The sequence below is a fragment of the Cellulophaga sp. L1A9 genome, assembly GCF_009797025.1.
In the GTDB taxonomy this organism is placed as follows: domain Bacteria; phylum Bacteroidota; class Bacteroidia; order Flavobacteriales; family Flavobacteriaceae; genus Cellulophaga.
Genome location: NZ_CP047027.1, coordinates 187625 through 212121, shown reverse-complemented (window position 1 = coordinate 212121; position 24497 = coordinate 187625). Strand labels below are relative to the sequence as shown.

General features: G+C 34.5%; 22 protein-coding genes. 14 read left to right on the top strand and 8 right to left on the bottom strand.

Annotated elements, in window-relative coordinates; all coding sequences use genetic code 11:
- Positions 1-81 precede the first annotated feature (81 nt).
- From rluF to metE, 3 genes are all read right to left on the bottom strand, one after another.
- Positions 82-813, bottom strand: coding sequence for a 23S rRNA pseudouridine(2604) synthase RluF (gene rluF / locus GQR94_RS00965; RefSeq protein WP_158973582.1), 732 nt, complete (start codon positions 811-813; stop codon positions 82-84).
- 379 nt (positions 814-1192) lie between these two features.
- Positions 1193-2746, bottom strand: coding sequence for an NAD(P)/FAD-dependent oxidoreductase (locus tag GQR94_RS00960; protein ID WP_158973581.1), 1554 nt, complete (start codon positions 2744-2746; stop codon positions 1193-1195).
- Positions 2747-2944: 198 nt separating this feature from the next.
- A complete protein-coding gene (gene metE / locus GQR94_RS00955; protein ID WP_158973580.1) occupies positions 2945-5266 on the bottom strand; it encodes a 5-methyltetrahydropteroyltriglutamate--homocysteine S-methyltransferase in 2322 nt (773 codons plus the stop codon).
- Between the two features lie 168 nt (positions 5267-5434).
- On the opposite strand from metE, the gene GQR94_RS00950 reads away from it, so the two are divergent.
- Positions 5435-5896, top strand: a complete 462-nt coding sequence (locus GQR94_RS00950) for an Lrp/AsnC family transcriptional regulator (RefSeq protein WP_158973579.1) — start codon at positions 5435-5437, stop codon at positions 5894-5896.
- 5 nt (positions 5897-5901) lie between these two features.
- Here the strand turns inward: GQR94_RS00950 and GQR94_RS00945 are convergent, their stop codons facing one another.
- On the bottom strand, positions 5902-6288 hold the full coding sequence (locus GQR94_RS00945; protein WP_158973578.1) for a response regulator: 387 nt from the start codon (positions 6286-6288) through the stop codon (positions 5902-5904).
- A gap of 2 nt (positions 6289-6290) precedes the next feature.
- On the bottom strand, positions 6291-7868 hold the full coding sequence (locus GQR94_RS00940) for a sensor histidine kinase (protein WP_158973577.1): 1578 nt from the start codon (positions 7866-7868) through the stop codon (positions 6291-6293).
- Positions 7869-8266: 398 nt separating this feature from the next.
- Here GQR94_RS00940 and GQR94_RS00935 point away from each other — a divergent pair, with 398 nt between their 5' ends.
- The 5 genes from GQR94_RS00935 (at position 8267) to GQR94_RS00915 (ending at position 11542) form a co-directional block, all read left to right on the top strand.
- Positions 8267-9598 carry a 2TM domain-containing protein gene (locus GQR94_RS00935; protein ID WP_158973576.1) on the top strand — a complete coding sequence of 444 codons (1332 nt, stop codon included), beginning with the start codon at positions 8267-8269 and terminating at the stop codon, positions 9596-9598.
- A 108-nt stretch (positions 9599-9706) separates the two neighbouring features.
- Complete coding sequence (locus GQR94_RS00930) at positions 9707-10009, top strand: 2TM domain-containing protein (protein ID WP_158973575.1); 303 nt, start codon at positions 9707-9709, stop codon at positions 10007-10009.
- Positions 10010-10035: 26 nt separating this feature from the next.
- Positions 10036-10368: a 2TM domain-containing protein gene (locus GQR94_RS00925; protein ID WP_158973574.1), complete on the top strand. Its 333-nt coding sequence runs from the start codon at positions 10036-10038 to the stop codon at positions 10366-10368.
- Position 10369: 1 nt separating this feature from the next.
- The gene (locus GQR94_RS00920) at positions 10370-10711 is read left to right on the top strand and encodes a 2TM domain-containing protein (protein WP_158973573.1); all 342 of its coding nucleotides are present in this window, start codon (positions 10370-10372) and stop codon (positions 10709-10711) included.
- A 75-nt stretch (positions 10712-10786) separates the two neighbouring features.
- Positions 10787-11542: a LytTR family DNA-binding domain-containing protein gene (locus GQR94_RS00915; protein ID WP_158973572.1), complete on the top strand. Its 756-nt coding sequence runs from the start codon at positions 10787-10789 to the stop codon at positions 11540-11542.
- A 90-nt stretch (positions 11543-11632) separates the two neighbouring features.
- Here GQR94_RS00915 and GQR94_RS00910 read toward each other — a convergent pair whose 3' ends face one another.
- A complete protein-coding gene (locus tag GQR94_RS00910) occupies positions 11633-12820 on the bottom strand; it encodes an LETM1-related biofilm-associated protein (protein WP_158973571.1) in 1188 nt (395 codons plus the stop codon).
- A gap of 177 nt (positions 12821-12997) precedes the next feature.
- Here GQR94_RS00910 and GQR94_RS22810 point away from each other — a divergent pair, with 177 nt between their 5' ends.
- From GQR94_RS22810 to GQR94_RS00880, 6 genes are all read left to right on the top strand, one after another.
- A complete protein-coding gene (locus GQR94_RS22810; protein ID WP_158973570.1) occupies positions 12998-13678 on the top strand; it encodes a DUF4331 family protein in 681 nt (226 codons plus the stop codon).
- A 26-nt stretch (positions 13679-13704) separates the two neighbouring features.
- A complete protein-coding gene (locus GQR94_RS22805; protein ID WP_158973569.1) occupies positions 13705-14385 on the top strand; it encodes a DUF4331 family protein in 681 nt (226 codons plus the stop codon).
- An 83-nt stretch (positions 14386-14468) separates the two neighbouring features.
- Complete coding sequence (locus GQR94_RS00895; protein WP_158973568.1) at positions 14469-15746, top strand: lipopolysaccharide assembly protein LapB; 1278 nt, start codon at positions 14469-14471, stop codon at positions 15744-15746.
- 9 nt (positions 15747-15755) lie between these two features.
- Positions 15756-17984, top strand: coding sequence for a TonB-dependent receptor domain-containing protein (locus GQR94_RS00890; protein ID WP_158973567.1), 2229 nt, complete (start codon positions 15756-15758; stop codon positions 17982-17984).
- 181 nt (positions 17985-18165) lie between these two features.
- Positions 18166-18321: a hypothetical protein gene (locus GQR94_RS00885; RefSeq protein WP_158973566.1), complete on the top strand. Its 156-nt coding sequence runs from the start codon at positions 18166-18168 to the stop codon at positions 18319-18321.
- 39 nt (positions 18322-18360) lie between these two features.
- On the top strand, positions 18361-19470 hold the full coding sequence (locus GQR94_RS00880) for a BamA/TamA family outer membrane protein (protein WP_158973565.1): 1110 nt from the start codon (positions 18361-18363) through the stop codon (positions 19468-19470).
- Here GQR94_RS00880 and GQR94_RS00875 read toward each other — a convergent pair whose 3' ends face one another.
- Both GQR94_RS00875 and GQR94_RS00870 read right to left on the bottom strand, forming a co-directional pair.
- The gene (locus GQR94_RS00875; RefSeq protein WP_158973564.1) at positions 19471-21711 is read right to left on the bottom strand and encodes an RND family transporter; all 2241 of its coding nucleotides are present in this window, start codon (positions 21709-21711) and stop codon (positions 19471-19473) included.
- A gap of 57 nt (positions 21712-21768) precedes the next feature.
- On the bottom strand, positions 21769-22551 hold the full coding sequence (locus tag GQR94_RS00870; RefSeq protein ID WP_158973563.1) for a DUF547 domain-containing protein: 783 nt from the start codon (positions 22549-22551) through the stop codon (positions 21769-21771).
- 167 nt (positions 22552-22718) lie between these two features.
- On the opposite strand from GQR94_RS00870, the gene GQR94_RS00865 reads away from it, so the two are divergent.
- Positions 22719-23426: a TIGR04283 family arsenosugar biosynthesis glycosyltransferase gene (locus GQR94_RS00865; RefSeq protein ID WP_158973562.1), complete on the top strand. Its 708-nt coding sequence runs from the start codon at positions 22719-22721 to the stop codon at positions 23424-23426.
- A gap of 5 nt (positions 23427-23431) precedes the next feature.
- Positions 23432-24496, top strand: coding sequence for a VOC family protein (locus tag GQR94_RS00860; RefSeq protein WP_158973561.1), 1065 nt, complete (start codon positions 23432-23434; stop codon positions 24494-24496).
- Position 24497: the final 1 nt, after the last annotated feature.

The window sequence follows — 24497 nt, the reverse complement described above, 5'->3', positions numbered from 1 at the left end:
AGTAACTATTTTCTAAAACCAGAGCTAAACTCATTATAATTAGATGTAAAGCATTGTATTTGTGAGGCTATAGGTTCTAAACTAGTCGTGTGTTTTTTCTGAAGCAGCGACCAAACGGTTAATTTCTGAAAGCTCTGCTGCTGTTAAGTCACGGTATTTCCCTACTTCAAGATCCAATTCTACATTCATAATCCGGACACGCTGTAAACGTTTTACGCGATACTCTAAATGATCGCACATTCTTCTAATTTGTCGGTTTAGTCCTTGCGTCAAAATAATACTGAAAGTGTATTTGTCTATTTTCTCTACTTTACATGGGCGGGTTACCGTATCTAATATAGGAACTCCGCTACTCATCTGCCTTAAAAAATCTGAATTCACAGGCTTATTTACTGAAACGATATATTCCTTTTCATGATTATTACGTGCACGTAGAATTTTATTGACAATATCGCCATCATCCGTTAGAAAAATTAACCCTTCAGACGGTTTGTCCAATCGTCCAATCGGGAAAATACGCTTTGGGTAATTTATAAAGTCGATTATGTTATCTTTCTCTACACCAGTATCCGTGGTACACACAATTCCTACAGGCTTATTAAAAGCAATATAGGTATGCTCTCCTTTAGGCTTTCCTATCAGTTCACCATCTACTCTAATTTCATCGGCAGCAGTTATTTTGGTTCCCATTTCAGGAACTTTGCCATTGATGGTGACTCTGCCTTGATCAATAAGCTTATCGGCTGCTCGTCGTGAGCAATAGCCAACTTCGCTTAAATATTTATTTATTCGGGTGGGAGTAGTCTCTGCCATTATTTTTTTGTCTGATGCGAAATTACGAGAATAAATTGCGCTAGGCAATAGGGATTAGGTTTAAAGGGTTTTTATAGTATTCCGTAAGATTGTGTATCGTCGTTGCTTCTTTCTATGTAGCCTAGGGCTCCATTCCTGTAGCGGTACCTTCAAATCCTTCTGCGATAAGTTTTAAAGTACGTTTGCTATGGCTTGGGTAAACTTTCAAATCGTTTTCTGTATAATTTGATGTTTTTTTTTCTACTCTTATGATAGATTGCCCGTTAAATTGTTGTTTTTTATCGGTACTAAAAAAGCCCCTAAATTTCTTTAGAGGCTTTTTGTTTATTTTACATTTAGAAGAGGTGAGAAATTATAAAATAGCTCAGCACCCTAATACTTATAGTCCGGCAATAGCGGCTTCTGCGCAACGCTCGCCATCCATAGCGGCAGAAACAATTCCGCCAGCATAACCACCACCTTCACCACAAGGAAAAAGACCTTGGATTTCTGGGTGCTCTAAATTTTCTTTTCTAGGGATGTTTACCGGAGATGATGTTCTAGATTCTACCCCAACAATATTAGCTTCTGCGGTATAGTATCCTTTCATTTTTTCGCCAAAAGCAGCAAAACCACCACGTAATCTACTCCCAATTAATTTTGGTAGCAGGGAATGCATAGGAACCGATTTTAATCCTGGCTGATACGAAGTAGCATTTAAATCTGCCGATAATTTACCTTCTACAAAATCTGTCATTCGTTGTGCAGGAGCCGTTTGTGTTCTGCCTCCAGCGGTAAATGCCAAACGCTCTAAATCTTTTTGGAATTCTAAGCCTTTTAAAACGCCATGTTTTTCATACTTGCGCAAATCTTCATCGGCATTGATTTCTACCACAATACCTGAGTTGGCATAGAGGTTGTTTCGTTTAGAAGGAGACATCCCATTGACCACAACTTCTCCCGGTGCGGTAGCTGCCGGAACAATAAATCCGCCAGGACACATACAGAAAGAATAAACGCCTCTATTTTTTACTTGTTCAACTAAACTATACGATGCCGCAGGAAGCAATTCATTTCTGCTGCCTGAGCAATGGTATTGAATACTATCTATGATGTGCTGTGGATGCTCTACCCGAACCCCCATAGCAAATGATTTTGCTTCTAGTGCAATTTCTTTTTTATGCAACAAGTAATAAATATCTCTAGCGGAATGGCCTGTAGCAAGAATGACACGGTTTACGGCCATTTCTGTTCCGTTTTGAAGCTGAACGGCCTTTATTTTGTTATTCTGAAGGGTGAAATCTACCACGCGCGTATCAAAATGAATTTCACCACCGTGGTTAAGGACAGCTTCTCTAATATTCTGAACAATTTTAGGAAGCTTATTAGTTCCTATATGCGGATGTGCATCTATTAAAATTTGCTCCGTAGCACCATGGTGTACCAAACTTTCAAAAATTCTACGAACATCGCCTCGTTTAATACTACGGGTATACAGCTTTCCGTCAGAATACGTACCTGCACCACCTTCCCCAAAGCAGTAGTTAGAATCTTCGCCCACAATATGCTCTTGGTTTATGGCTTTTAAATCACGGCGTCTGTCTTTTACATTTTTTCCGCGTTCTAAAACAATAGGTTTAAACCCTAATTCTAAACAGCGCAGTGCTGCCCACATTCCTGCAGGACCAAAACCTATAATATGTACTTCTTTAGCTTTAGAGACATCTTTGTATTCAAAAACATATTCTGGAATTTCAGAAGGTTTTTCATTGATATATACTTGAAGCTTGTAATTTATGTAGATTCTAGGCTTACGGGCATCAATAGATTTTCGTAACACTTTTACGACGATATCTTTTTCGTCTGCACCAACATGTTTTGCTGCTTTTTTAGTAAGGATACCCTCTATTGTTTCTTCTTTTAAAGAGACGCGAAGCTGAAATGTTCTAACCATGCCGCAAAATTAGTTCAATTTCTATTAAAAAGAGAAGAAATATGAGCTAGGCTGTTATTGTATTGATTTTTATAGGCCTATTTATAATGTGAAATGATTTAGAGAAGGGGCGTGATGGGGTCAATTTACTTAAAGGGAAACAAAAAAGTCGCTTCTTAATTTAATAAGAAGCGACTTAAAACTAAACTATACTCAAATCTAATGCGTAATAGCAACTTTTTGTCTACACTCTTGTGCAGCCGCTACCATTTCTATTAATGCTTTTTTGGTTTCATCCCAATGTCTTGTTTTTAAGCCACAATCTGGATTTACCCATAAATGCTCAGGAGCAATATATTCTTTTGCTTTTTCTATCAATGCAACCATTTCAGAACGGTCTGGAACTCTGGGAGAGTGAATGTCATAAACTCCAGGTCCAATATCATTAGGGTATTTAAATTCACGGAAAACATCTAAAAGCTCCATTTGTGATCTAGAACATTCTATAGTAATTACATCTGCATCCATCGCTGCAATATGCTCAATAATGTCATTGAATTCTGAATAACACATGTGGGTATGTATCTGTGTGTTATCTTTTACCCCACTTGCAGAAATTCTAAACGCTTTTACTGCCCAATCAAGATATGCCTTCCAATCAGTTTTTCGTAACGGAAGTCCTTCTCGTATGGCAGGTTCATCTATTTGGATGATAGATAATCCTGCTTTTTCCAAGTCCACCACTTCATCGCGGATGGCTAAGGCTATTTGCGTGCAAGTTTCTGCTCTTGGTTGGTCATTACGTACAAAAGACCATTGTAATATAGTAACAGGTCCTGTAAGCATTCCTTTTACAGGTTTTTTAGTAATAGACTGCGCAAAAGAAGACCAGAATACAGTCATGGGATTTTCTCTAGATACATCTCCATAAATTACCGGTGGTTTTACACATCTACTACCATAACTCTGTACCCAGCCAAAGCTAGTAAATGCAAAACCATCTAATTGTTCTCCAAAATATTCTACCATGTCATTACGTTCAAACTCTCCGTGAACTAAAACATCTAAACCTATATTTTCTTGAAATTCTATGGTTTCTCTAGTTTCTTTTTCTATAAAATCATGGTAGGCTTCAGGAGTAGTATTCCCTTTTTTAAAATGAGCTCTTTGGCTCCTTACTTCTTTGGTTTGAGGGAAAGAACCAATAGTTGTTGTTGGGTATAAAGGTAAATTCAATGCTTTTTGCTGAATCACTTTACGCTGGGTAAATCCATTCAAACGCTGATCATCTTTTTTGGTTAATGCAGTAACACGCTCCTTGACTTTAGGATTGTGAATGCTTTTTGAAATTTTGCGTTCTGCATTTGCAGCGCTATTCTCCGTAATCTTTTCTAGCGTTTCGCTCAAATTAACTTTAGTAATAAAGTCTCTTAGCGTATTTACTTCTTCTAGTTTTTGTTTTGCAAAAGCGAGCCACTGCTTTACTTCAGAACTTAAATTAGTTTCATTTGTTTCTAAATCTAAATCGCAAGGCGAGTGGAGTAAAGAACAAGAGGGTGCTATAGTAATTCTTTCTTCTCCTATATGGGCAATTGCTTTTTGAATAAGCGCTAAAGAATCTTCAAAATTGTTCTTCCAAATGTTTCTCCCGTCAATAACCCCTAAGGATAAATGAGTATTCTTCTGTAGTTTTTTTGAAGATAAAATATCATCTAACTGTAACGTACAACGCACCAAATCTAAATGTAAGGTATGTACAGGAAGTTCTAAAACAGTCTCTAGGTTTTCGCCAAAACAATCAAAGTAATTGGCCAACACAATTTTTAGGTCGGGAAATTTTTCAGCGATAGTTTGGTAGGTGTATCGGATTGCTTCACGATCTTTATTCGTTAAATCTGTCGCAAGAAATGGCTCATCAAACTGTATGTATTCAACATGTAAGGCTGTTAATTCTTCTATTATTTTTAAATACGTAGGAAGCAGGTTTGGTAAAAGATCAATCCGATTAAAATCACTTTCTTTCTCTTTTCCTAATAATAAGAACGAAACCGGACCAATTAGTACAGGTTTTGTTTTTATACCTAAAGCCAATGCTTCTTTATATTCATCAACTATTTTAGCGTTTGAATAGGAGAAAGACTGATTTTTATAAAATTCAGGAACTATATAATGGTAATTGGTATCAAACCATTTTGTCATTTCCATGGCAGTAAGGTCTATCCCATTTTTTTGGATACCTCTAGCCATGGCAAAATATAAATCTTGAGGGGTAGCATTGTTTTTTTGTAACTGTTCATAACGCTTAGGAATAGCGTTTACGGTCATACACATATCTAATACCTGGTCGTATAAAGAAAAATCATTGGAAGGGATAATGTCAATGCCTTTTTCTTGTTGAAGCAGCCAATTTTCAGCTCGGATGTTTTTTGCAGTTTTTCCTAAGTCGGTCAATGTTGCTTTTTCAGACCAATAGTTTTCTAATGCTTTTTTAAGCGCTCTGTTGTTACCAATTCTTGGGTAACCTAAGTTTGTTGTTTTCATTACTACCTGTTTTGTGTATTAGATATTATGTCTCGTCAAAATTACTTTTTATCATATTTATATCTGAATTTTTGGTTTAAATAAGTGTATTTAGCTGTTTATGTGCTATTATTTAGATAAAATGTAATATTTTTGTTGGAGAAACGTACCACACTAGAAAATTTATCTATGGAAAATTTAGATCTTACAGATTTAGCACTGCTTAAATTGCTACAAGAAAACTCCAACTACACCACAAAGGAGATTGCTGCAAGAGTAAATTTATCTCCAACGCCAGTATATGAGCGTTTGAGGAAATTAGAAAAAGAAGGCTATATTAAAAAGTATGTGGCACTGCTTGATGCAGAAAAGTTAGGAAGAGAATTAATTGTCTTTTGTAACATTACGCTAAAGCAACATACCAAAGCGATAGGTAATAAATTTGTTAAAGATATTATTGCATTACAAGAGGTGACAGAATGTTACAACATTTCTGGAGATTATGATTTTATGCTTAAAGTATTGGTAAAGAATATGAAAGATTATCAAGATTTTGTAATTAATAGTTTAGGTTCTGTAGAAAATATAGGCAGTGCTCATAGTACTTTTGTTATAGGAACAATTAAACAAACCTATATGGTGCCTATGTAACTAGTTTATTTTAAAGATAAGTCCACTAGTTTGTCTTTGATTACCGAAAACTCAGTAAGTAACTTGCCTTCATCAATAGGTTTAAATATAAAGTGAATAGGGTTTGTTTTATGAGCTCTTAGAATGGTCGATTCATCAGAGTTTCCTGTTAGGAATACAATAGGAATGCGGTATTTATCTTTAATGATTTCTGCGACTTCTATTCCGTCTAGTCCAGGTCCAATACCAATGTCCATCAAAATAACATCGGGTTTGTAATCTTCTAAAATAAGCAATGCATTATTAGCATTATTGGCTGTTTTAACGGTGTGTTCTCCAATGCTAAGAAGAATCTCTTCCAGAAACATTTGGATGATAAAATTATCTTCGACGATGAGTATACTATATTTCATAGCTATGAGAATTCTTGAATTTCTTGGAATGTAATAATAAAAGCTGTCCCTGTTTGAATGTTGTCTTTTTCTATGTTTCCACGCAGTTGCAATACCAGTTTATGTACTAGTTTTAAACCTAAAGTTTCGGTATTTCTAAAAGTTACCGATTTAGGAAATCCTTTCCCATTATCACTTAAACGAAGTAAAAAAGAATTATTGGCTTGTTTTTTTAGAGCTATCGTGATCGTCCCTATATTTTCGCTAAATGCATATTTTAGGGAGTTGGTTACTAACTCATTGATAATTAAGCCCAATGGTATAGAGGTGTCTATATTAAAGTAGATCTCGTCTACGTCTAAATCTAAAGTGATTTTGGTATTGCTGCCTTTCATAGAAACGATTAAACCATTAACAAGTTGATTTAAATAATCTTTGTAGTTAATCTTACTTAAATCATCACTCCTATATAAGCTTTCATGCAATAGCGCCATAGATTTGATGCGATATTGACTATATTTTAGCATACTTTTAGTCTCTTCATCCTTTATATAACGCGACTGTAGGTTTAATAAGCTTGTAATTACTTGCAGATTATTTTTAACCCGATGGTGTATTTCTTTCAGCAGCGTATTTCTTTCTTCTAGCCTTAAGTTTATTGAATTATTTAATAAAGAAATGCGCTTGTTTTTATAATACAGATTATGAATAGTAAAAATAAAAAAGAGCAAGCCCAGGTTTAAGAAAACAGCGAAGGAGATACTTTTCTTTTTATTAGTTTTTATTTTTTCCTCTACCGCAGCAGAATGTATGGAGGTATACAGGGTCCAAGTAGACATCCCCATAATAATAACTTCCTTTACATTGTAAATAGGTTTGCCATTGGTATCCCTTAAAGTTAAATCTTTTTTAGATTTGGTATAGAGGTCTTGCCTGCCACTTTCTTTGTAGAATACTTCGTTTGGGTTATTTAATATATTAATATCGTTAGTTCCTATTCCATTCAACCATGTTTCGGCATTAAGATTAAGACCTACAATACCCAATAACTCTTGATCTGGACTATATATTTTTGTAAAAAAACGCACCGTAGGTCTATAAGGGAGTTCTATCTTATTATTTTCAATATTTAGGTCTAGATTAGAAATAAATACCTGTCCCTTTTTTAGTTTTAATGATTCTTGAAAGTAATACCGGTTAGACTTGTCTTCTAAATACTTGTCTTCATATATAGAAATGCTATTATACATGTTTTCTATTTTAAGCACTTCTTGTCCTTTCGTGTTTATAATTCGTGCTTGAAAGTAATTGTCTTCATTTTTAAGGAAAAGATAAAGCACATCACGAATGTCATTGAAGGCTTTATTTTTTTTATAATTGGCTTCTGCGAGGTCTTTAAAAAACAGCACTTTTTTCTTACTTGTTTCGTAAAGATTTAATAATTGATCACTGGCTAAGGATAGTTTAGTGTCTGATTCTGCTACTTCTAACGCAATTAGATTTTTCTCATAGTTGTTTATTCTAATAATAGTTATGGTCCATATCGCTATACTTAAGATTATAAATAATAGGATTGATGTAGCAATTAATTTTTTACTCATAGGACCTTTTTACGGAATAGAAATACTGTTAAGGTGCCGGGGGGAGAATGTTAATCCTATAAAAATATAAAAATTAACACAGTAAAGACTACAAAATATAAAATATATGTTTCAAATAATGCTGAATATTGTAGCTAATTTCTTTCGATCTCTTGTTTTGCTATTATTTTAGCGTCAGTCTGTCCTGATAAATCTACATTTCAGTAGCCTTTTATTTTAAAATGGCTTGTTAAATTTCAAATTTGCGCAAGAACTATTTAAAATAGATAACTTTATGATTTAAGGGAATTAGCGTTCTACTCTTTAGCTTTTGCTATTTTTGAAGTAGAACTCTTAATTTTTTGGATTAAGGAGTGGGGTATGATAAATCGTTTTTTAATGATTTAATAAATTTTGAAATGAAACAAGTATTAAAAATTGTACTAAGAGGTATTCTAATAGGTGTCTGTATTGTAATTATAGATGTAGGAATGAATATTCTGTTAGGGAGTACTGTAAATTTTGATACGCAGTTTAAGAACAATCTGCAATACTATTTTATATATTCTATAACCTTAACGGTCTTAAATACTTTCTTCTTTAGATATTTAAACAATAAAGTGGTTTGGGTTAGATTTAAAAGATTTAGACTCATTATTGGAGCTTTAGGAGGTGTTTTGTTATCAATGTTAGCTGTTTTTTTAATTCGATTTTCTATAGAGGTACTTATTGGAGGGGAAAGCTGGAGTACTTTCATTTGGAGTGAAAACCCTAGGTTCTATATATTTTGTTTATTAATTACCATATTAGTTTCTATTGTTTTTCATGCTGTTTATTTCTATCGATTAAGTCAGAATAAAAAAGTTAAAGAACAAAAGATTATAGCGAGCACAGCATCCGCTAAGTTTGATGCTTTAAAAAATCAATTAGATCCTCACTTTTTATTCAATAGTTTAAATGTTTTAACGAGCTTAATTGATGAAGATCCGCATCAGGCGCAAAAATTCACGACTTCTTTATCTAAAGTATACCGGTATGTGTTAGAGCAAAAAAATAAGGATTTGGTATCTGTAGATGAAGAATTACAGTTTGCAAAAACGTATATACGACTATTAAAAATGCGATTTGAAGACAGTATTATCTTTGAAACTCCGGACCACGCTAGTAATCCAGAGGCTAGGATTGTTCCTTTATCCTTACAGTTGTTGCTAGAAAATGCGGTGAAGCATAATGTGGTTACTTCAGAACGGCCTTTACACCTCCGTGTATTTGAAGAAAACGGACAATTAGTGGTGAGTAATAATTTACAGGAGAAGCAAGTGGTTAAAAAGAGTAGTGGTGTGGGGTTAAAAAATATCCAAGAACGCTACAACATACTTTCCAATAGGAAGGTAGTTATTGTTAAAACAGCTTCAGATTTTAGAGTAGAAATTCCGATGCTAACAAAACAGGTTTCTATGAAGGAAACTCAAGAAGATTATCTAGAAGATAAAAGATATCAAAAGGCAAAAGAACGGGTAGAGAAAATAAAAGGGTTTTATGGGAATCTAATGTCTTATTGCATTGTCATTCCTATTTTGATATTCGTAAATTATAATACCACAAGCTTCCCTTGGGTGATATTTCCAGCCTTAGGTTGGGGTTCTGGACTCGTTGCGCATGGAATGGAAGCCTATGGCTACAATCCGTTATTTGGACGTAATTGGGAGGAGCGTAAGATGCGAGAGTATATGGATGATGACCAATTTTAAACGCAAATAACAATTCAGCATTAAAAATATACAACTCAGTATCTTCTATTTAGAGAAAAGACAAGATAGTAACATCTTTGAAGTATCAAAACAACTAAATAACTACAGATGAACAATTCAGACACCGATACTAAATATTTTAGAGCCAAAGAACGCGTAGAAGCTATAAAAGCTTTTTATAACAAAGTATTCAAATACATAGTAGCTATTGTTATTACGGGGAGTATTAACTATTACCTCAATGAATGGAGCAACCCATGGTTCTTATGGGTGGTCTTAGGAGTTTCTATAGCCACAGCTGTAAAAGCAATAAAACTCTTTGGGTACGATGCACTCATGGGAAGAAATTGGGAGCAACGGAAGATAGATGAGTTTATGAAAGAAGAAGAGACCAAGAAAAGATGGGAATAATAACCTAAAGGTAAAAGACACTACAGATGAAAACATCCAATACAAATAGTAAGAGAGAAAGAGCAGCACAGCGTATTAAAGCTTTAAAAGGTTTTTATATTCACTTAACAGTGTATATCCTGGTTAATATTATGATTAGTACAGTTAGCGTTGTAGGGAACATGAGCTCAGGAGATAGTTTTATAGAAGCATTTACCACTTTTGGCACCTTTTCTACCGCAATATTTTGGGGTATAGGGGTCTTTTTTCACGGAGCAAAAGTGTTTGAGTTTAATCCCTTCTTTAGTAAAGAATGGGAGGAAAGAAAAATCAAGCAGTATTTAGAAGAAGATACTAATGAAATTGGTAAATACAAATAATATGGATCTTAAAAAAAGAACAAAATTAGAACGCGCTCAAAAACGAGTTGCGACAATAAAAGGTTTTTATGACCATCTTACGATTTATTTAATTATAAATATTTTAGTATTTATTTTTAGAGGAAAATTTATCATTACCCTCTTAAGTAAAGAAGCGTTAGGTAATCCTCAAATCTTAAATTGGATTGATTGGAATGTATATGGAATACCAATTATTTGGGGAATAGGAGTATTGATTCATGGACTCGTAGTTTTTAAAATCAAGCCAAGTTTTTTTACCGATTGGGAAGAGCAGAAAATTAAAAAATACATGAGCGAAGAACAAGAATCTTCTAGTAGCTAATAAATTTAAAAAATGCGATTGTAATTTTTTGAAGACTAATAATTACTTGTAAAATAAAGACCAAAAAAAGACCAAATGAAAACAATTATTATTGAAGACGAAAAACCATCAGCGAGAAGATTAAATCGGTTACTTGAAGATTTAGGCGTTGAGGTTTCTGTGCTTTTGCATTCTGTAGAAGAGGCTATAAATTGGTTTCATAATAACGAACATCCCGATTTAATTTTCTTAGATATTCAGCTTTCAGATGGACTTTCGTTTGAAATTTTTGAAGCGGTAGAAGTCAAAAGTGCCATCATTTTTACCACTGCTTTTGATGAATATGCACTCCAGGCTTTTAAGCTAAATAGCATTGATTATTTGTTAAAACCTATCGATGATGAGGATCTAGAAATTGCCGTTAAAAAGTACAGGTCTTTAGCGCCAAAAAAGGAGAAATTAACGCTTGATTTTGAAGACATAAAAAAGCTACTTGTTAACCCTATTGAACGCGAATTTAAAAAACGGTTTACGACCAAAGTAGGGCAACATTTAAAAATCATAAATGCAGATGAGGTAGAATGTTTTTACAGTGAGAACAAAGGCACCTATGCAGCAACTACCGAAGGCAGAAATTATCTTTTAGAAACCACCTTAGATAATCTAGAAGAAGACCTAGATCCTAAAATATTTTTTCGAGTAAGTCGTAAGTTTTACGTGAATGTAAATTGTATAAAAGATATTGTATCTTACACGAATTCTAGGCTGCAAATCAAATTAATAAAGTTTAATGAGCAAGAAATCATCGTGAGTAGAGAACGTGTCCGTGATTTTAAGCTTTGGTTAGAGTAGTATTGCTTAAAAAACTGAATGTAAATAGTTTAAATAATTTAAAAAGTCACTATAGGTTTTTCTTATAGTGGCTTTTTTTAGGTATTCCTCCTATTCGTCTACTCTGTTGTCATCAAAAGCAGATGGCAATAGTTTGGGGATTAGTTTTATAAAGATAGGAAGCAAAACAGCGCCGCCGGGTAAGATAAAAATGGCCAATGAAGGAATGCTTTTAAAGATATCTAGAAGCTGATTTTGGACTTTTTTCTTCTCTTCTTCCGTGAGATCTTTCACGGTAGATTTAGATAAAAGGGCGACTAATTCTTTGCTTTCAGAAAGTTCTTTTTGCAGTCTTTTACTGTTCCTTAAAATCAATTTATTTACAATTTTAGACATGCTATCGTAAAATTGCACGGCTAAATTATTGTTTTTTAAATGTGGAATCTGACGCGTATTTTGTTCGAAAAAAACAGCCACTTCTTCTATAGATTTTAAGATCTGTTCAGACCCTATTCCAAGGTCTTTTCCAAGGCCAAAAATGAACTCAGATTCTTTGTATTCTAGAGACTGATCTTCCCACACCGTTAAGCAAGCAACATCTAAAAAATAGTTGTTTTCTCGCGGTGTAAAATTGTTCATTAATTTACTCCTGTAGGTACCGTCAAAACTATCTTGGGCGCTGTCAATAAATGTTAAGGACGATTCAAAAAGCTGTGCTAATTTTACGTCAGTTTTATTTTTTTGCTTAGAACTTAGGGTGTGGTAAATTATATTTATGGTAATATATTCTAACTTTTCAGCATGCTTTTTTGGATCTGATTTTAGCTCTAAATAGTTCTTAAAAGTTAAGACATCAATGTATAATAATGAGTTTGTAATAATGCTATTAAAATTTTTACTGATGACATTATCATCTAAATAAATTCGAGAATCAATCAATTTTTCCAGCTGGGAGGAGGTCTTTTTTCCAGTTAAAATTTTATTCAAAAATGAAATTTTATTGATGCCAAGTTGATTATAAAACTCAAATATTTCTTCTAAAAAATTAGAAAAACTTATCTCTTTACTTTTCTGTCTGAAGGTAAAATATAATGCAGTAAGCAAATTTATTTTTGCTTTTTCATCTTCAGAAAGCGGATGTTCTGGATGTATAAATTCTGGAATGCTTACATTAATTCCGTAAATGAATCCAATATTTTTTAAGTGTGCATATAGTTCATCAAAATTATCATAAAGCTCATGATAATCTTTTACAAGGTGTCCAAATTTATCTATCCAACCTGATGCTGAAGGGTTCATTGATCAATCATTTTTCAAGCTGCAAAATTACTACAAAACTATTTAGCATATCCTACTGAACTACAGAATCTTAATTAGGTTCAAAATTGTGTTAACATATTTTTAACATTTAAAACCAAACCCTATTTCCATTTTCTCGTAAGTGTTGGGGAATAAATAATCTAAAAATTAAATATCATGAAAAACACAAAAACGTATTTTGGTCTAGCTCTTCTTGCCATTACGGGGACAATTTTAATTGCTGCAGATCATATAGATGCACCTTCTTCTACAGGAACATCGGCAGATATTGCAGACTTTTATGCCTTTGAGCCAACAACAGGTTCAGACAATACGGTATTCATTGTAGACCTACAAACAAATGTATTACCAGATTTAGCTTATGGTACATTTGATGAAAATGTACTTATCGAAATTAATATTGATTTAGATGGCGATTTGGTAGAAGATAAAGTCATCCAAGCAATACCTAGAGATGGCATTATGTATTTTTTTGGTCCTGTTGCTCCGTCGCAAAAAGGATTAGACAGTCAAGTAGTAATTGATGCTCCCTTAGGCAGTGTAGAAATTTCTGATGCTACTGCCAAAACAACAACAATCGCTTCTGGAGTAAAGTTATTTGCGGGTCCTAGGCAGGATGCTTTCTTTTTTGACTTTTTTCAATTCAACGCCGTAATTGGTGGTAATGCTCCATTGGGGTTTAAAGAAGCTTCTGAAGCAGAAGATACTTTTGATGGTGCTAACACTATGTCCATAGTATTAGAAATTCCAAATGCTATGTTAGGAACTACCACTGCTACTAACGCTTTAGGCCTTGAAGTGTACAAAACTTGGGTTACTTCAAACAAAAAACAATAATAATCTATCATTTTAAAAATATACTTATGAAATTTTCAAATATACTATACACGTGTTCTTATGTCTTGGCGCTTTCTTTCGCTTCTTGTAATAATGATGATGACAACCAAAGTACGATGTTGCCAGATGCTAATGCAGATTTTTCAGGAACTTATTCTCAGGTAGATCATATGGGAAGACCGGGAATAAATACGGTTTTAAGCGCAGATGATGCTACAAAAGATAGTCAGAATAGAACGTTGCCAGCAGCTATGGCGGTAGCTTTTCAGGCTAGTTTTGAAGCTAGATTAGAGGCATACCATGATGTGTATGCCACTATTTTGGGAGCAGATCCTGCAGCGGTAAACTATGAAAACAATATTCTAGGCCTAGATGTTGCCACATTAACAGGTTATTTGGCCGCAGATGTTTTAGAAGTGGCTCCTAATTTACCTACTACCTACTTTAATCCTGGTACAGATGCAGATATGGATGGGAGAATCCTTGTGCCAGACGGAGATGAAGTGGCTTTAACAGGGAGAATGATTCAAGATGATGTTATTGATGTATCCTTAATTCTTCTTTTTGGAGGAATGGAAGGAGATCGTTTTAGTGGTCAAGATACAGATGGTGATGGGATGGCAGATTTGCCAAGACTTACCTCAGACGGTGTTGGCATTACAGCTAGCCCTACAGCTACCTTTCCTTATTTAGGAAATCCTGAATAGGGAACTATAAAGAGGAGGTGTAAGAGGGTGTAATAGCCCTCTTATATTTTAAAAATTAAGCCTAATTACAAATAAACCACACTATGAAATTTAGCATCCTTACTTTAATCTTTCTCATATTGCTTTCCTGCAATTCAAATGAGCATAATACGATTACCAAAGCGGAAGATTATAACGCTTATTTATCTTCTGTACCCCCTAAAACAACTTCAAAATATTTTGAACTTTGGAACTCTAAAATCAAACCGGATAGTATACAACTAACTAGTTTTGGCATTGTTTCCGGCCAATATGAAAATTACTTTAAAGCAACAGGAGATATTTCTTATTTAAAAAAATCTGAACAAGCCTTAAAAAAGGCTGTTGCTATTGCGGCCACTGGAAGAGCGGGCTACCGTAGAGCTTTGGCACGCAATTATATCTCACAACATCGTTTTAAAGAAGCCCTAGTCCAAGCAAATGAAGCAAGGGCAATAGGTTCTGGTTTAAAAAATACCCAAAACCTTTTATTTGATGTGCATATGGAGCTCGGGAACTATACATTAGCAAAAAATTACTTGGATAGTATTACCGATATTACGAATTTTGATTTTTTAATTCGTGCTGCAAAATGGAACGACTATAATGGAGATTTGGAGACGACTATTAATTACATGGAACAAGCAAAAGACAAAGCAGAAAAAACCTATACGAAGGCTTTAATTCTCTGGTCTTATACCAATCTTGCAGACTACTACGGTCATGCCGGTAGGTTTTCTGATTCCTATAAGTATTACCTAAAATCTTTAGAACTAGATCCTGAAAATGCTTATGCAAAAAAGGGAATTGCTTGGATTGTTTTTTCTCATGAAAAAAATCCGAATGAAGCCCTACGGATCTTAGATTCCGTGACTAAAAATTACCATGCCCCAGATTATTATCTTTTAAAAGCAGAAATAGCAGCGTATATGGATAACACGGAAATGAAACTCCTCAATATAGATGAATACATCAAGAGTGTTAAAAATCCGTCTTACGGAGAAATGTACAATGGGTATAGCATCAACCTATATTTAGAGGAGACCAAGCAATGGGATAAGGCTTTAGAATTGGCAAAGAGAGAAGTAAACAATAGGCCCACACCAGAATCCTATCATTTTTTAGCTTCTAGTTATTTAAAATTAGGAGAAAAGGAAAAAGCTTTAGCTATTGTAACGAAACATATTGAAGGGAAGTCTTATGAGCCCGCACTACTTTTTACCTGTGCAGAAATTTACAAAGCCAATGGATTAACTAAAAAGGCAAAGGCTCTCAAATCAGAATTGTTAGGTGCGGTGTATGAATTAGGCCCTAGTTCAAAAGAAAAAATAGAATCACTTTAAAAATTAGTTATGTATAAAATTTTCGCCCTATTATGTTGTTTTCAAATGGTTCAAAGTAGCTATTCACAAACGGTGAAGGGAAAACTGATTGACGCAAAAAGCAATCCTATTGAAGGGGCGTATATTTTAAATATACATTCCGAAAAGCATACCCATAGTAATGAGTTAGGTTTTTTTAAGTTAGAAGGCAATCAAGTAGGAGATACCCTTCGTATTGGAGCTTTAGGCTATAAAAAGCAGAATTTCGTGATACAGGATCTCACGCAAAATCAACGCCTCGTCATCCAATTGGTTGAAGAATCTTTTGAGTTAGATGAGATTGTTATTAGACCTACATTAAATGGATTGAATGTAGTTTCGGCGATAGATTTAAAAACAACACCCGTAAAATCATCTCAAGAATTATTGCAAAAAGTACCAGGTCTGATTATTGGTCAGCATGCAGGTGGCGGAAAAGCAGAGCAGCTATTTTTAAGAGGTTTTGATATTGATCATGGAACCGATATTGCCATTTCTGTAGATGGTATGCCCGTAAATATGGTGTCTCATGCGCATGGCCAAGGGTATGCCGATTTGCATTTTGTAATTCCGGAAACCTTAGATAATATAGATTTTGGTAAGGGTCCTTATTATGCGAATAAAGGAAATTTTGCTACAGCAGCTTACGTAGATTTTACTACTAAGAATCATTTAGATAAGAGTATGCTTCGGTATGAAGTTGGAGATTTTGGATGGAACAGGGCCTTAGGAATGTTTAATTTGGTCAATTCAGATACAGACTATGCGTATATAGCTACTGAATTAACGCAATTTGATGGCGCTTTTGATTCGCCTCAGAATTTTTCAAGACTCAATCTTTTTGGGAAGTATAGTACCCGTTTTAAAGATGCAAGTACCTTATCTGTTTCGGCGTCACATTTTACAAGTACTTGGGATGCCTCAGGGCAAATACCCGAACGTGCTGTAGCTAGCGGATTGATTTCCAGATTTGGTGCTATAGATGATACGGAAGGTGGTACGACCAGTAGAACTAATCTTAACGCTTCATTACTTAAAATTTTAGATGATGAGACGTTCATACGGTCTAATGTGTTCTATGCGAACTACGGGTTTGAGTTGTACTCCAATTTCACTTTCTTTTTAGAGGATCCAGAAAATGGAGATCAAATAAAACAGTTTGAGGATCGTGATATTTTTGGGTTTAATTCTGAATTGCAAAAGAACATGACCTGGGGTACCTCTGAAGTATTGCTAAAAGCAGGAGTAGGGCTAAGGGCAGATTATAATAATGACGTAGAATTATCACATACCTTAAATAGAAAAACAATAGTAGAAAACATACAATTAGGGAGCATCAAAGAAACTAATAGTTTTGCCTATGCAAGTCTAGATTATGAATTGGGTAATTTTACTGTAATTCCTGGATTACGATTGGATTATTTCAATTTTCAGTATACAGATGATTTACAAGAAATTTATACCAATACGTCAGAGGATAAAGCATTTCTAGCGCCAAAATTAAATGTATTGTATTCGAGCAATCCAGAACTACAATTTTTTCTAAAATCAGGAATTGGGTATCACTCTAATGATACGCGTGTGGTGGTAGCGACAACTGAAGAAGAAACCCTTCCTGCAGCTTATGGGGTAGATTTAGGAACTCTTTGGCGTCCTACGCCTAAAGTATTTTTAAATGCCACCGCATGGTATTTGTATTTAGAACAAGAGTTTGTTTACGTGGGTGATGCGGGTATCGTAGAACCTAGCGGTAAAACGGAACGTTTTGGGGTAGATTTTGGGGTACGTTACCAATTAACCGATTGGTTGTTTTTTAATACAGATTTAACCCTAACAAAAGCACGAAGTATAGAAGAGGCTTCTGGGGAAGATTATATTCCGCTGGCACCAGATTTCACCATGGCGGGAGGGTTGAGTGTGCTTAATTTAGGACGATTCTCAGGAGGAATCAACTACCGTTTTATAGATGACCGTCCGGCAAATGAAGATAACTCCATAGTTGCAGACGGGTATTTTGTAAGCGATGTAAAGCTTGACTACCAAGTTTCTAAAAATTTGGGAATTGGTCTTGCCGTAGAAAACCTGTTTGATACGGAATGGAATGAAACTCAATTTGCAACAACATCAAGGCTTCAGAATGAAATAGCACCAGTAGAAGAAATTCATTTCACTCCTGGAACGCCATTTTTTCTAAAAGGAAGTTTAACGTATACATTTTAAGTAAAACGCAAAAGGCAGTGGTTGCTTTTGTTTTTAGGTTGATGCCTCGTAATTGAAAAATTACGAGGTTTTTTTGTTTAAGTGTATTATTTCTAAGTTAAAAGGTAAAACCTAGTCCCTAGAATTCTCGTAAGTAGTTTTAATTGAGATACCTACTATTAACTTTTAACCTATTTGAACCATGATTTATTTTATACTCATCCTAGAACTATACATCGTATTGCATTTAAGCCTACTCGTTTTCTTAGCGCAAAGAAAACTTAATGAAGAAATTAAGCTAACCAATTTCTATACGACTAAAATAAAAAGTAGTACTAAAGGAAACCCATCGGCGTAAGAATTAATTTCAGTTTCTATAGCGATATAATTCATAGCTTTGACGGGTTCAATATTTGTTGGGAAGATGCGAGGAAATGAGATTGCAATTGTTTTAGTATTACTGTTCTTTTTTAAAGGATACAGTCAAGAAGTTGCTCAAGATTCTACCAAAAATCTGAATGTAACCATCTTTCCTGTTGCGTTCTACACGGCAGAAACAGATTTTGGTTTCGGAGCTTTAGGAGTAGCCTCTTTCTGGATGAAAAACCAACCTAGAACTACAAGAGCTTCTTCTTTACAATTAGGAGCTAGTTATACTACTAAAAATCAAATATTAATATATGTGCCATTTGAACTGTATACCAATGAAGAAAAGTGGAGGTATGTAGGAGAAGTGGGGTATTATAGGTACGTCTATAACTATTTTGGTCAGGGAATAAAAAGCAAGGAGAGCGATTTGGAAACCTATGAAGTTAGTTTTCCCAGAATTAGGCTTTCAGTACTGCGACAAGTACTCCCCAATATTTCTGCAGGATTAACGTATGAATTAGATGATTTTAAAAATTTACAATCAAAAGCGGGTGGCGTCTTAGAAAATTCCGAAGTAATAGGTAAAGAAGGGGGAGCAGTCTCTAATATTGGCGCGGTAGTACATTATGATTCTCGTGATCATATTTTTTACCCTACCAAAGGGTTTTTTATTCAAGCGAGTTACTTTGTATCCTCGAGTTTATTAGGGTCTAGCTTTAATTACAATAAGTTTATTCTTGACAATAGGTTTTATCAAAAAGTAGGAAAAAATCAAGTATTGGCTGCAAATTTGTTTTTAGGAACGGCTACAGATGGGATGCCCTTTCTAGATCAATTTACTTTAGGAGGTAAAAGAACGCGAGGCATCAATAGCAGACGTTATCAAGATAATTCTGAAGCTAGTTTTGCTTTAGAATATCGCTTTCCTATCATCAGTAGGTTTGGTGGTGTCGTTTTTGGTTCTACAGGTACGGTTGCTCCTAATTTAGATGATGTCTTTTCATCACCTTATAAAAATTCAGGAGGTGTAGGACTTCGCTACATTATCAATAAAAGAGATGGGGTACGTATTCGTGCCGATTACGGAATTTCTAGTGAAGGCGGAATTTTTACCTTCACCATTAAAGAAGCTTTTTAATTACATAAATTTTCGGATCAATACCGGAAGCAGCAACAAATCTAAGAGTAATGCTGTAAATAATGTAGCACTAATAAGCAGCCCTATTATTAAACTGGGGTTATGAATAGAAAACAATAAAGTCATAAATCCAAAAAAGAGCAGTAGGGTTGTAATAATCAACGCTCTACCCGTTTCTAAGAAGGTAGTTTCTAAAGCACGTTCTTTGGTCAATCCCTTAGAGATTGCAATCTTGTACTTTCCTAAAAAATGGATGGTGTCATCTACAGCAATACCAAATACAATAGCAAAGACAATAGATACAGGAGCATCTAACGGAATGTTTAAAAAGCCAAGTAAAGCGCCAGCAAAGAGTAACGGTACCATATTTGGGATTAGAGATATGATCACCAACTTTACATTTTTAAATAGGAATGCCATAATAATTCCTACCAAGAGCAAGCCCATTAATAAGCCTTGAAATAAACTAGCTTGAATATAAGATGCATTTTTATCCATGAGCATACCCTTGCCGGTAACTCTAAAGGCTACAATACTAGTATCTATATTTTTAGCAACAAAAGCATCAATTTTATCGTAGGTTTTTACCAGACTATCGGTGCCAATATCGAGAACATTAGCGATTATTCTAGCTTTAGTTTTACTGCTGTCTGTAAATTTATCTAGTTGTTGTCGCGCATATCTAGAAGCATCTTTTTTGTAGGTGTTAAATTCTTTTTCCTCATCGGGAAGTACAAAATAAGCGGTCTTGTTTAAATGGTTTGCTTTATTTAATGCCTTAAAAATTGAATTTACAGAGCGTATGTTATCTACATTTTCTGTTTCTTCAAGCAATTGGTTTACTTTTTCAATTTCTTGGGCTACAGCAAAATCCGTAATTTTATAGCCTTGTTTTGTTTGTACCGCCAATTCTATGGTTCTAAAACCAGAATATTCATTTTGAAAAAAAGCAAAATCTTCTGCAATTTTACTGTTGTTAGGAAGGCTAGTTTTAAAAGTATAGTTTGTATTTACGCGGCTTACTCCATATACACAAACTACCGTAAAAATAATACTGACGCTTATAATACTCTTTGGTTGAGCCATAGTAAAAGCATTCATTTTCAGGAGATACTTTTGCCAGAAAGTCGACTTGCTTTTTTTAGGAAGGAGCGTCGAGTTTTTAAAGATCAGGACTAGAGAGCTGGTAAAGAAAACTACGGTAATATAAGCGATAAGAACACCAATGGCCGAATTTACGCCAAAGTCTCTGATGCCTACCAATTTTGAAAATAATAAGGATAAGAATCCTATAGCGGTAGTCACGGAAGTTAATAAAGTAGATAAACCAACTTCCTTTAAGGACTGTACAATTGCAGTTTGTTTCGCAATGCCTATTTTAATCTTTTCTAAAAAATTATCAAGGATATGAATAACATCCGAAGTGCCCACAATGAGCATTAGAATAGGGTAGAAGGCAGCCAAAGCACTGAGCTCTTTGTCTAGTAGCGACAGTGTGCCTAGAAAAATTAACAAGGCAACAAATATTGATATTAAGGTGATAAAAACTATTGCCGTACGTTTGTAAATAATGTAGAGTACAATAAGCACTAGTATCAGTGAGACAATAGAAGTAACCGTCAGTTCTCTTTTTTGCATTTGCACCAATGCTTCATAAAATGAGGTCCTCCCCATCAAATGATTGGAACTAAAGTTATACTCGCTTAGTAATGTTCTTGTGGCATCTAATAATGCAACAGATTGTTGGTAATCAAGATTGTCTTCTGTCTCTAGAAAGACCACCAAGGAATGTGCATTTTCATCGATAAAAGAACCAATGAAAAAATTGTCTTCTTGTATTTTTTCCCAATCAGCGGTGTATTGAGTTTCGTCATCAATATGTAACACGGGGAGCTTCGTATATCCAAAAGAAGTTTTTAGCGGATAGGATAAATTGGTTAACGAATTGGCTTCGGTAACATGGGGTAATGCCTTGGCAGCATCGGTAAACTTGTCAAAATTCTCTAAAAATTCCTTATCAAAAATACCTCCTTTATTTTCTACAGCCACCAATAAAAAATTATCATCAGTAGAAAAGTCTTTTATAAATTCTTCGTAAAACAACAAGTCATCATCACCTGTTGGGAAAAACTGACTAAAATCAAAGGAAAACTTTAAATTAGGAAGCAAAAAACCAGACCCAATAGACAGAAGAACAAAAACACCTAAGATGATTTTTTTAAACGAAAGAATTTTAAGCATATAATCAATTCATACTGCCCAAAAAAAACATAGTCGTGGGCATTCAAAATTAATGAATTATAAATTAGTCCAGTTATCTAAATCTAAAGTCCAATCGTAGTTTTTATAGGTAATAGCTATATCCTTTGTAGTTGGAATGATATCGTTTGCTTTAAGAATTTTTTTCACTCCTTTTTTAGATCCAAAATCGCCTCTAAACCAACTAAACAAAGAAGTTACAGCTACAGATTTGTTTTCAGCAGTATACGTCGATGTTTTTGTTAAATACTCTTTTGTTCCTTTATTAAACTGCTCATTTATGTTCTCTGGAGTATAAATGGCTACCGGAGGGCAATCTTTAGCACCACAATTAAGTGCAAAATGCACCCTAAAATTGCGGGTGTCAACTCTCAATTTTCTTTCAAATTTATTAGGGAACCACTTACGAATTAGTCCTAAGCCTAAGGGCCATTGCGATTTTCTGATAATACCGTGTTCAATTTTGGCAAATGACACCGTTTCTCCAGCAATAGTAATCTGCTCGCGACTAAAGAAATCTCTACGGTCGTTATATAACTCTGGAGCATCACTTAAAATTATTTGAATGTATCCGTTGTAAATATTTAGCCAAAACGCTAGTTTTTCTTCATCTGTGCGTAAGGCATTTTCTAATTCTTCTAGGGTGCTGTTGGCAAGTTCTTGCTGAATAGTACTAACATCTTCTCCATTTTTAATCTTTGAAAGAAAATCTTCAGATAGGGTGTTGAAATCTTTTTTCTGCTGTGCAGTTACAGATACTACGGTAAGAATAATAGTAAATAGTGTAGTGAAAAATCTGGTATATTTTGTTTTACTTTTCATTTGAACTGATATTTGTGTTGTATCTTGCTTTACTTACGAGATAACAGCGTTATAGGTTTTGTCGTAAATAAATAAAACCCTTTCGTATAAAATTACGTAAATACGAATGTTACAGTACCTCATATAAATAAGTTGTAACGCTTTTTGAATTGAAAGACGTTTTTTTTATGATATCTATTATAATACCCGCACATAACGAACAAAAAAATCTTCTAAAACTTATTCCCTTTTTAGAAGCGCTTTGTCAAGAAACACCAGCGGAAGTTTTGGTGGTGCTTTCTGCAGCAAATACCGAGGAAATACGTTTTTCTAGTGATAAAATTAAGGTCCTTCAATGTAAAGAGAATGGTAGGGCTGTTCAAATGAATCATGGTGTTGAATATGCCAAAGGGAAAATTTATGCTTTTCTTCATGCCGATGTGTTGCCTCCTAAAAATTTTTTAAAAGATATTGAGCAAACCCTTAGAGATACTTATCAAGCAGGTTTTTTCTCTTACCGGTTTGATAGTACGAGTAAACTATTAAATGTAAACTCGAAATTTACGGCTAAAGATGGCATTTTTACGGGCGGGGGAGATCAATGTTTGTTTATCGAGAAAACAGTTTTTAACCAACTTGGTGGTTTTGATGCGAACCAATTAATCATGGAAGATTTTGAATTTTTCAAGCGCATGAAAAATAAAAAAGTCAAGTACAAAATTATAAATAATGACTTACTAGTTTCTGCTAGAAAGTATGAGTCCAATTCCTATTTCAGGGTAAATATGTCCAATTTATTGTTGGTGGTATTATTTAAAATGGGCTATCCTTCATCTAAATTACAATCCCTTCACAATAGATTACTACAAATGCCTTACCGCACTAAACCCGAATAAAATTTATGGCAAAAATAATCAACGGAATTCAACAAATAGGTATTGGCGTTGCAGATGCTAAAGGTGTATTTAATTGGTACCGCAAACATTTAGGTTTTGATATTTTAGTGTTTGAAGATAGTGCCACGGCAGATTTAATGACGCAGTATACGAATCAAAATGTAGAGCGTAGGCATGCCTTATTATCCTTGAATATGAATGGTGGTGGCGGATTAGAGATCTGGCAATTTACAAGCCGGGTACCTACAGCTTCAAAAGCACCTTTTTTATTAGGAGATTTAGGTATTAATTGCATGAAAATTAGGGCAACAAATGTGCTAGATGCTTTTACTAATTTGAGTGCTATAGATTTAGCTATTTTAGGTGCTTTGAGCACTACCCAAGAAGGGAAACCTCATTTCTTCTTCCAAGACCCTTGGGGTAATTTGGTGGAAGTTGTTCAAGATGATTATCTGTTTTCTAAGACCAAAAGTGCCTCTGGAGGTGTAATAGGAACTGTAATTGGTGTTTCTGATATGGGGCAAGCGTTGCCTTTTTATCAGAATATTTTAGGGTATGATGTTCAAGCTTCTGACCGTACTGGTTTTTTTGAAGATTTTAAAGAGCTTCCGGGAGGTACACATTCCTTTAGAAGAGTTCTTTTAAAACATCAGAAGAGAGCGGTAGGTGGCTTTGGAGAACTATTAGGGCCTACAGAAATAGAATTAATACAAGTATTAGATCGGGAACCTGTTAAAGTCTATAAAGATAGGCTGTGGGGAGATCTAGGCTACATTCACCTTTGTTTTGATATTAATGGCATGAAAACGCTACGTGACGAAGCAAAAAACCTAGGGTTTCCGTTTACAGTTGATAGTGCTGATAGTTTTGATATGGGCGACGCTGCAGGACATTTTAGTTATATAGAGGATCCAGACGGAACCTTAATAGAATTTGTAGAAACCCATAAAGTGCCCATCCTAAAAAAATTAGGAATTTTTATCAACTTAAAAAAAAGAAATCCGCTTAACCCGTTACCTAAATGGCTTGTAAAAGCTATGCAGGTGCACCGGATTAAGCGGAATCTATAAG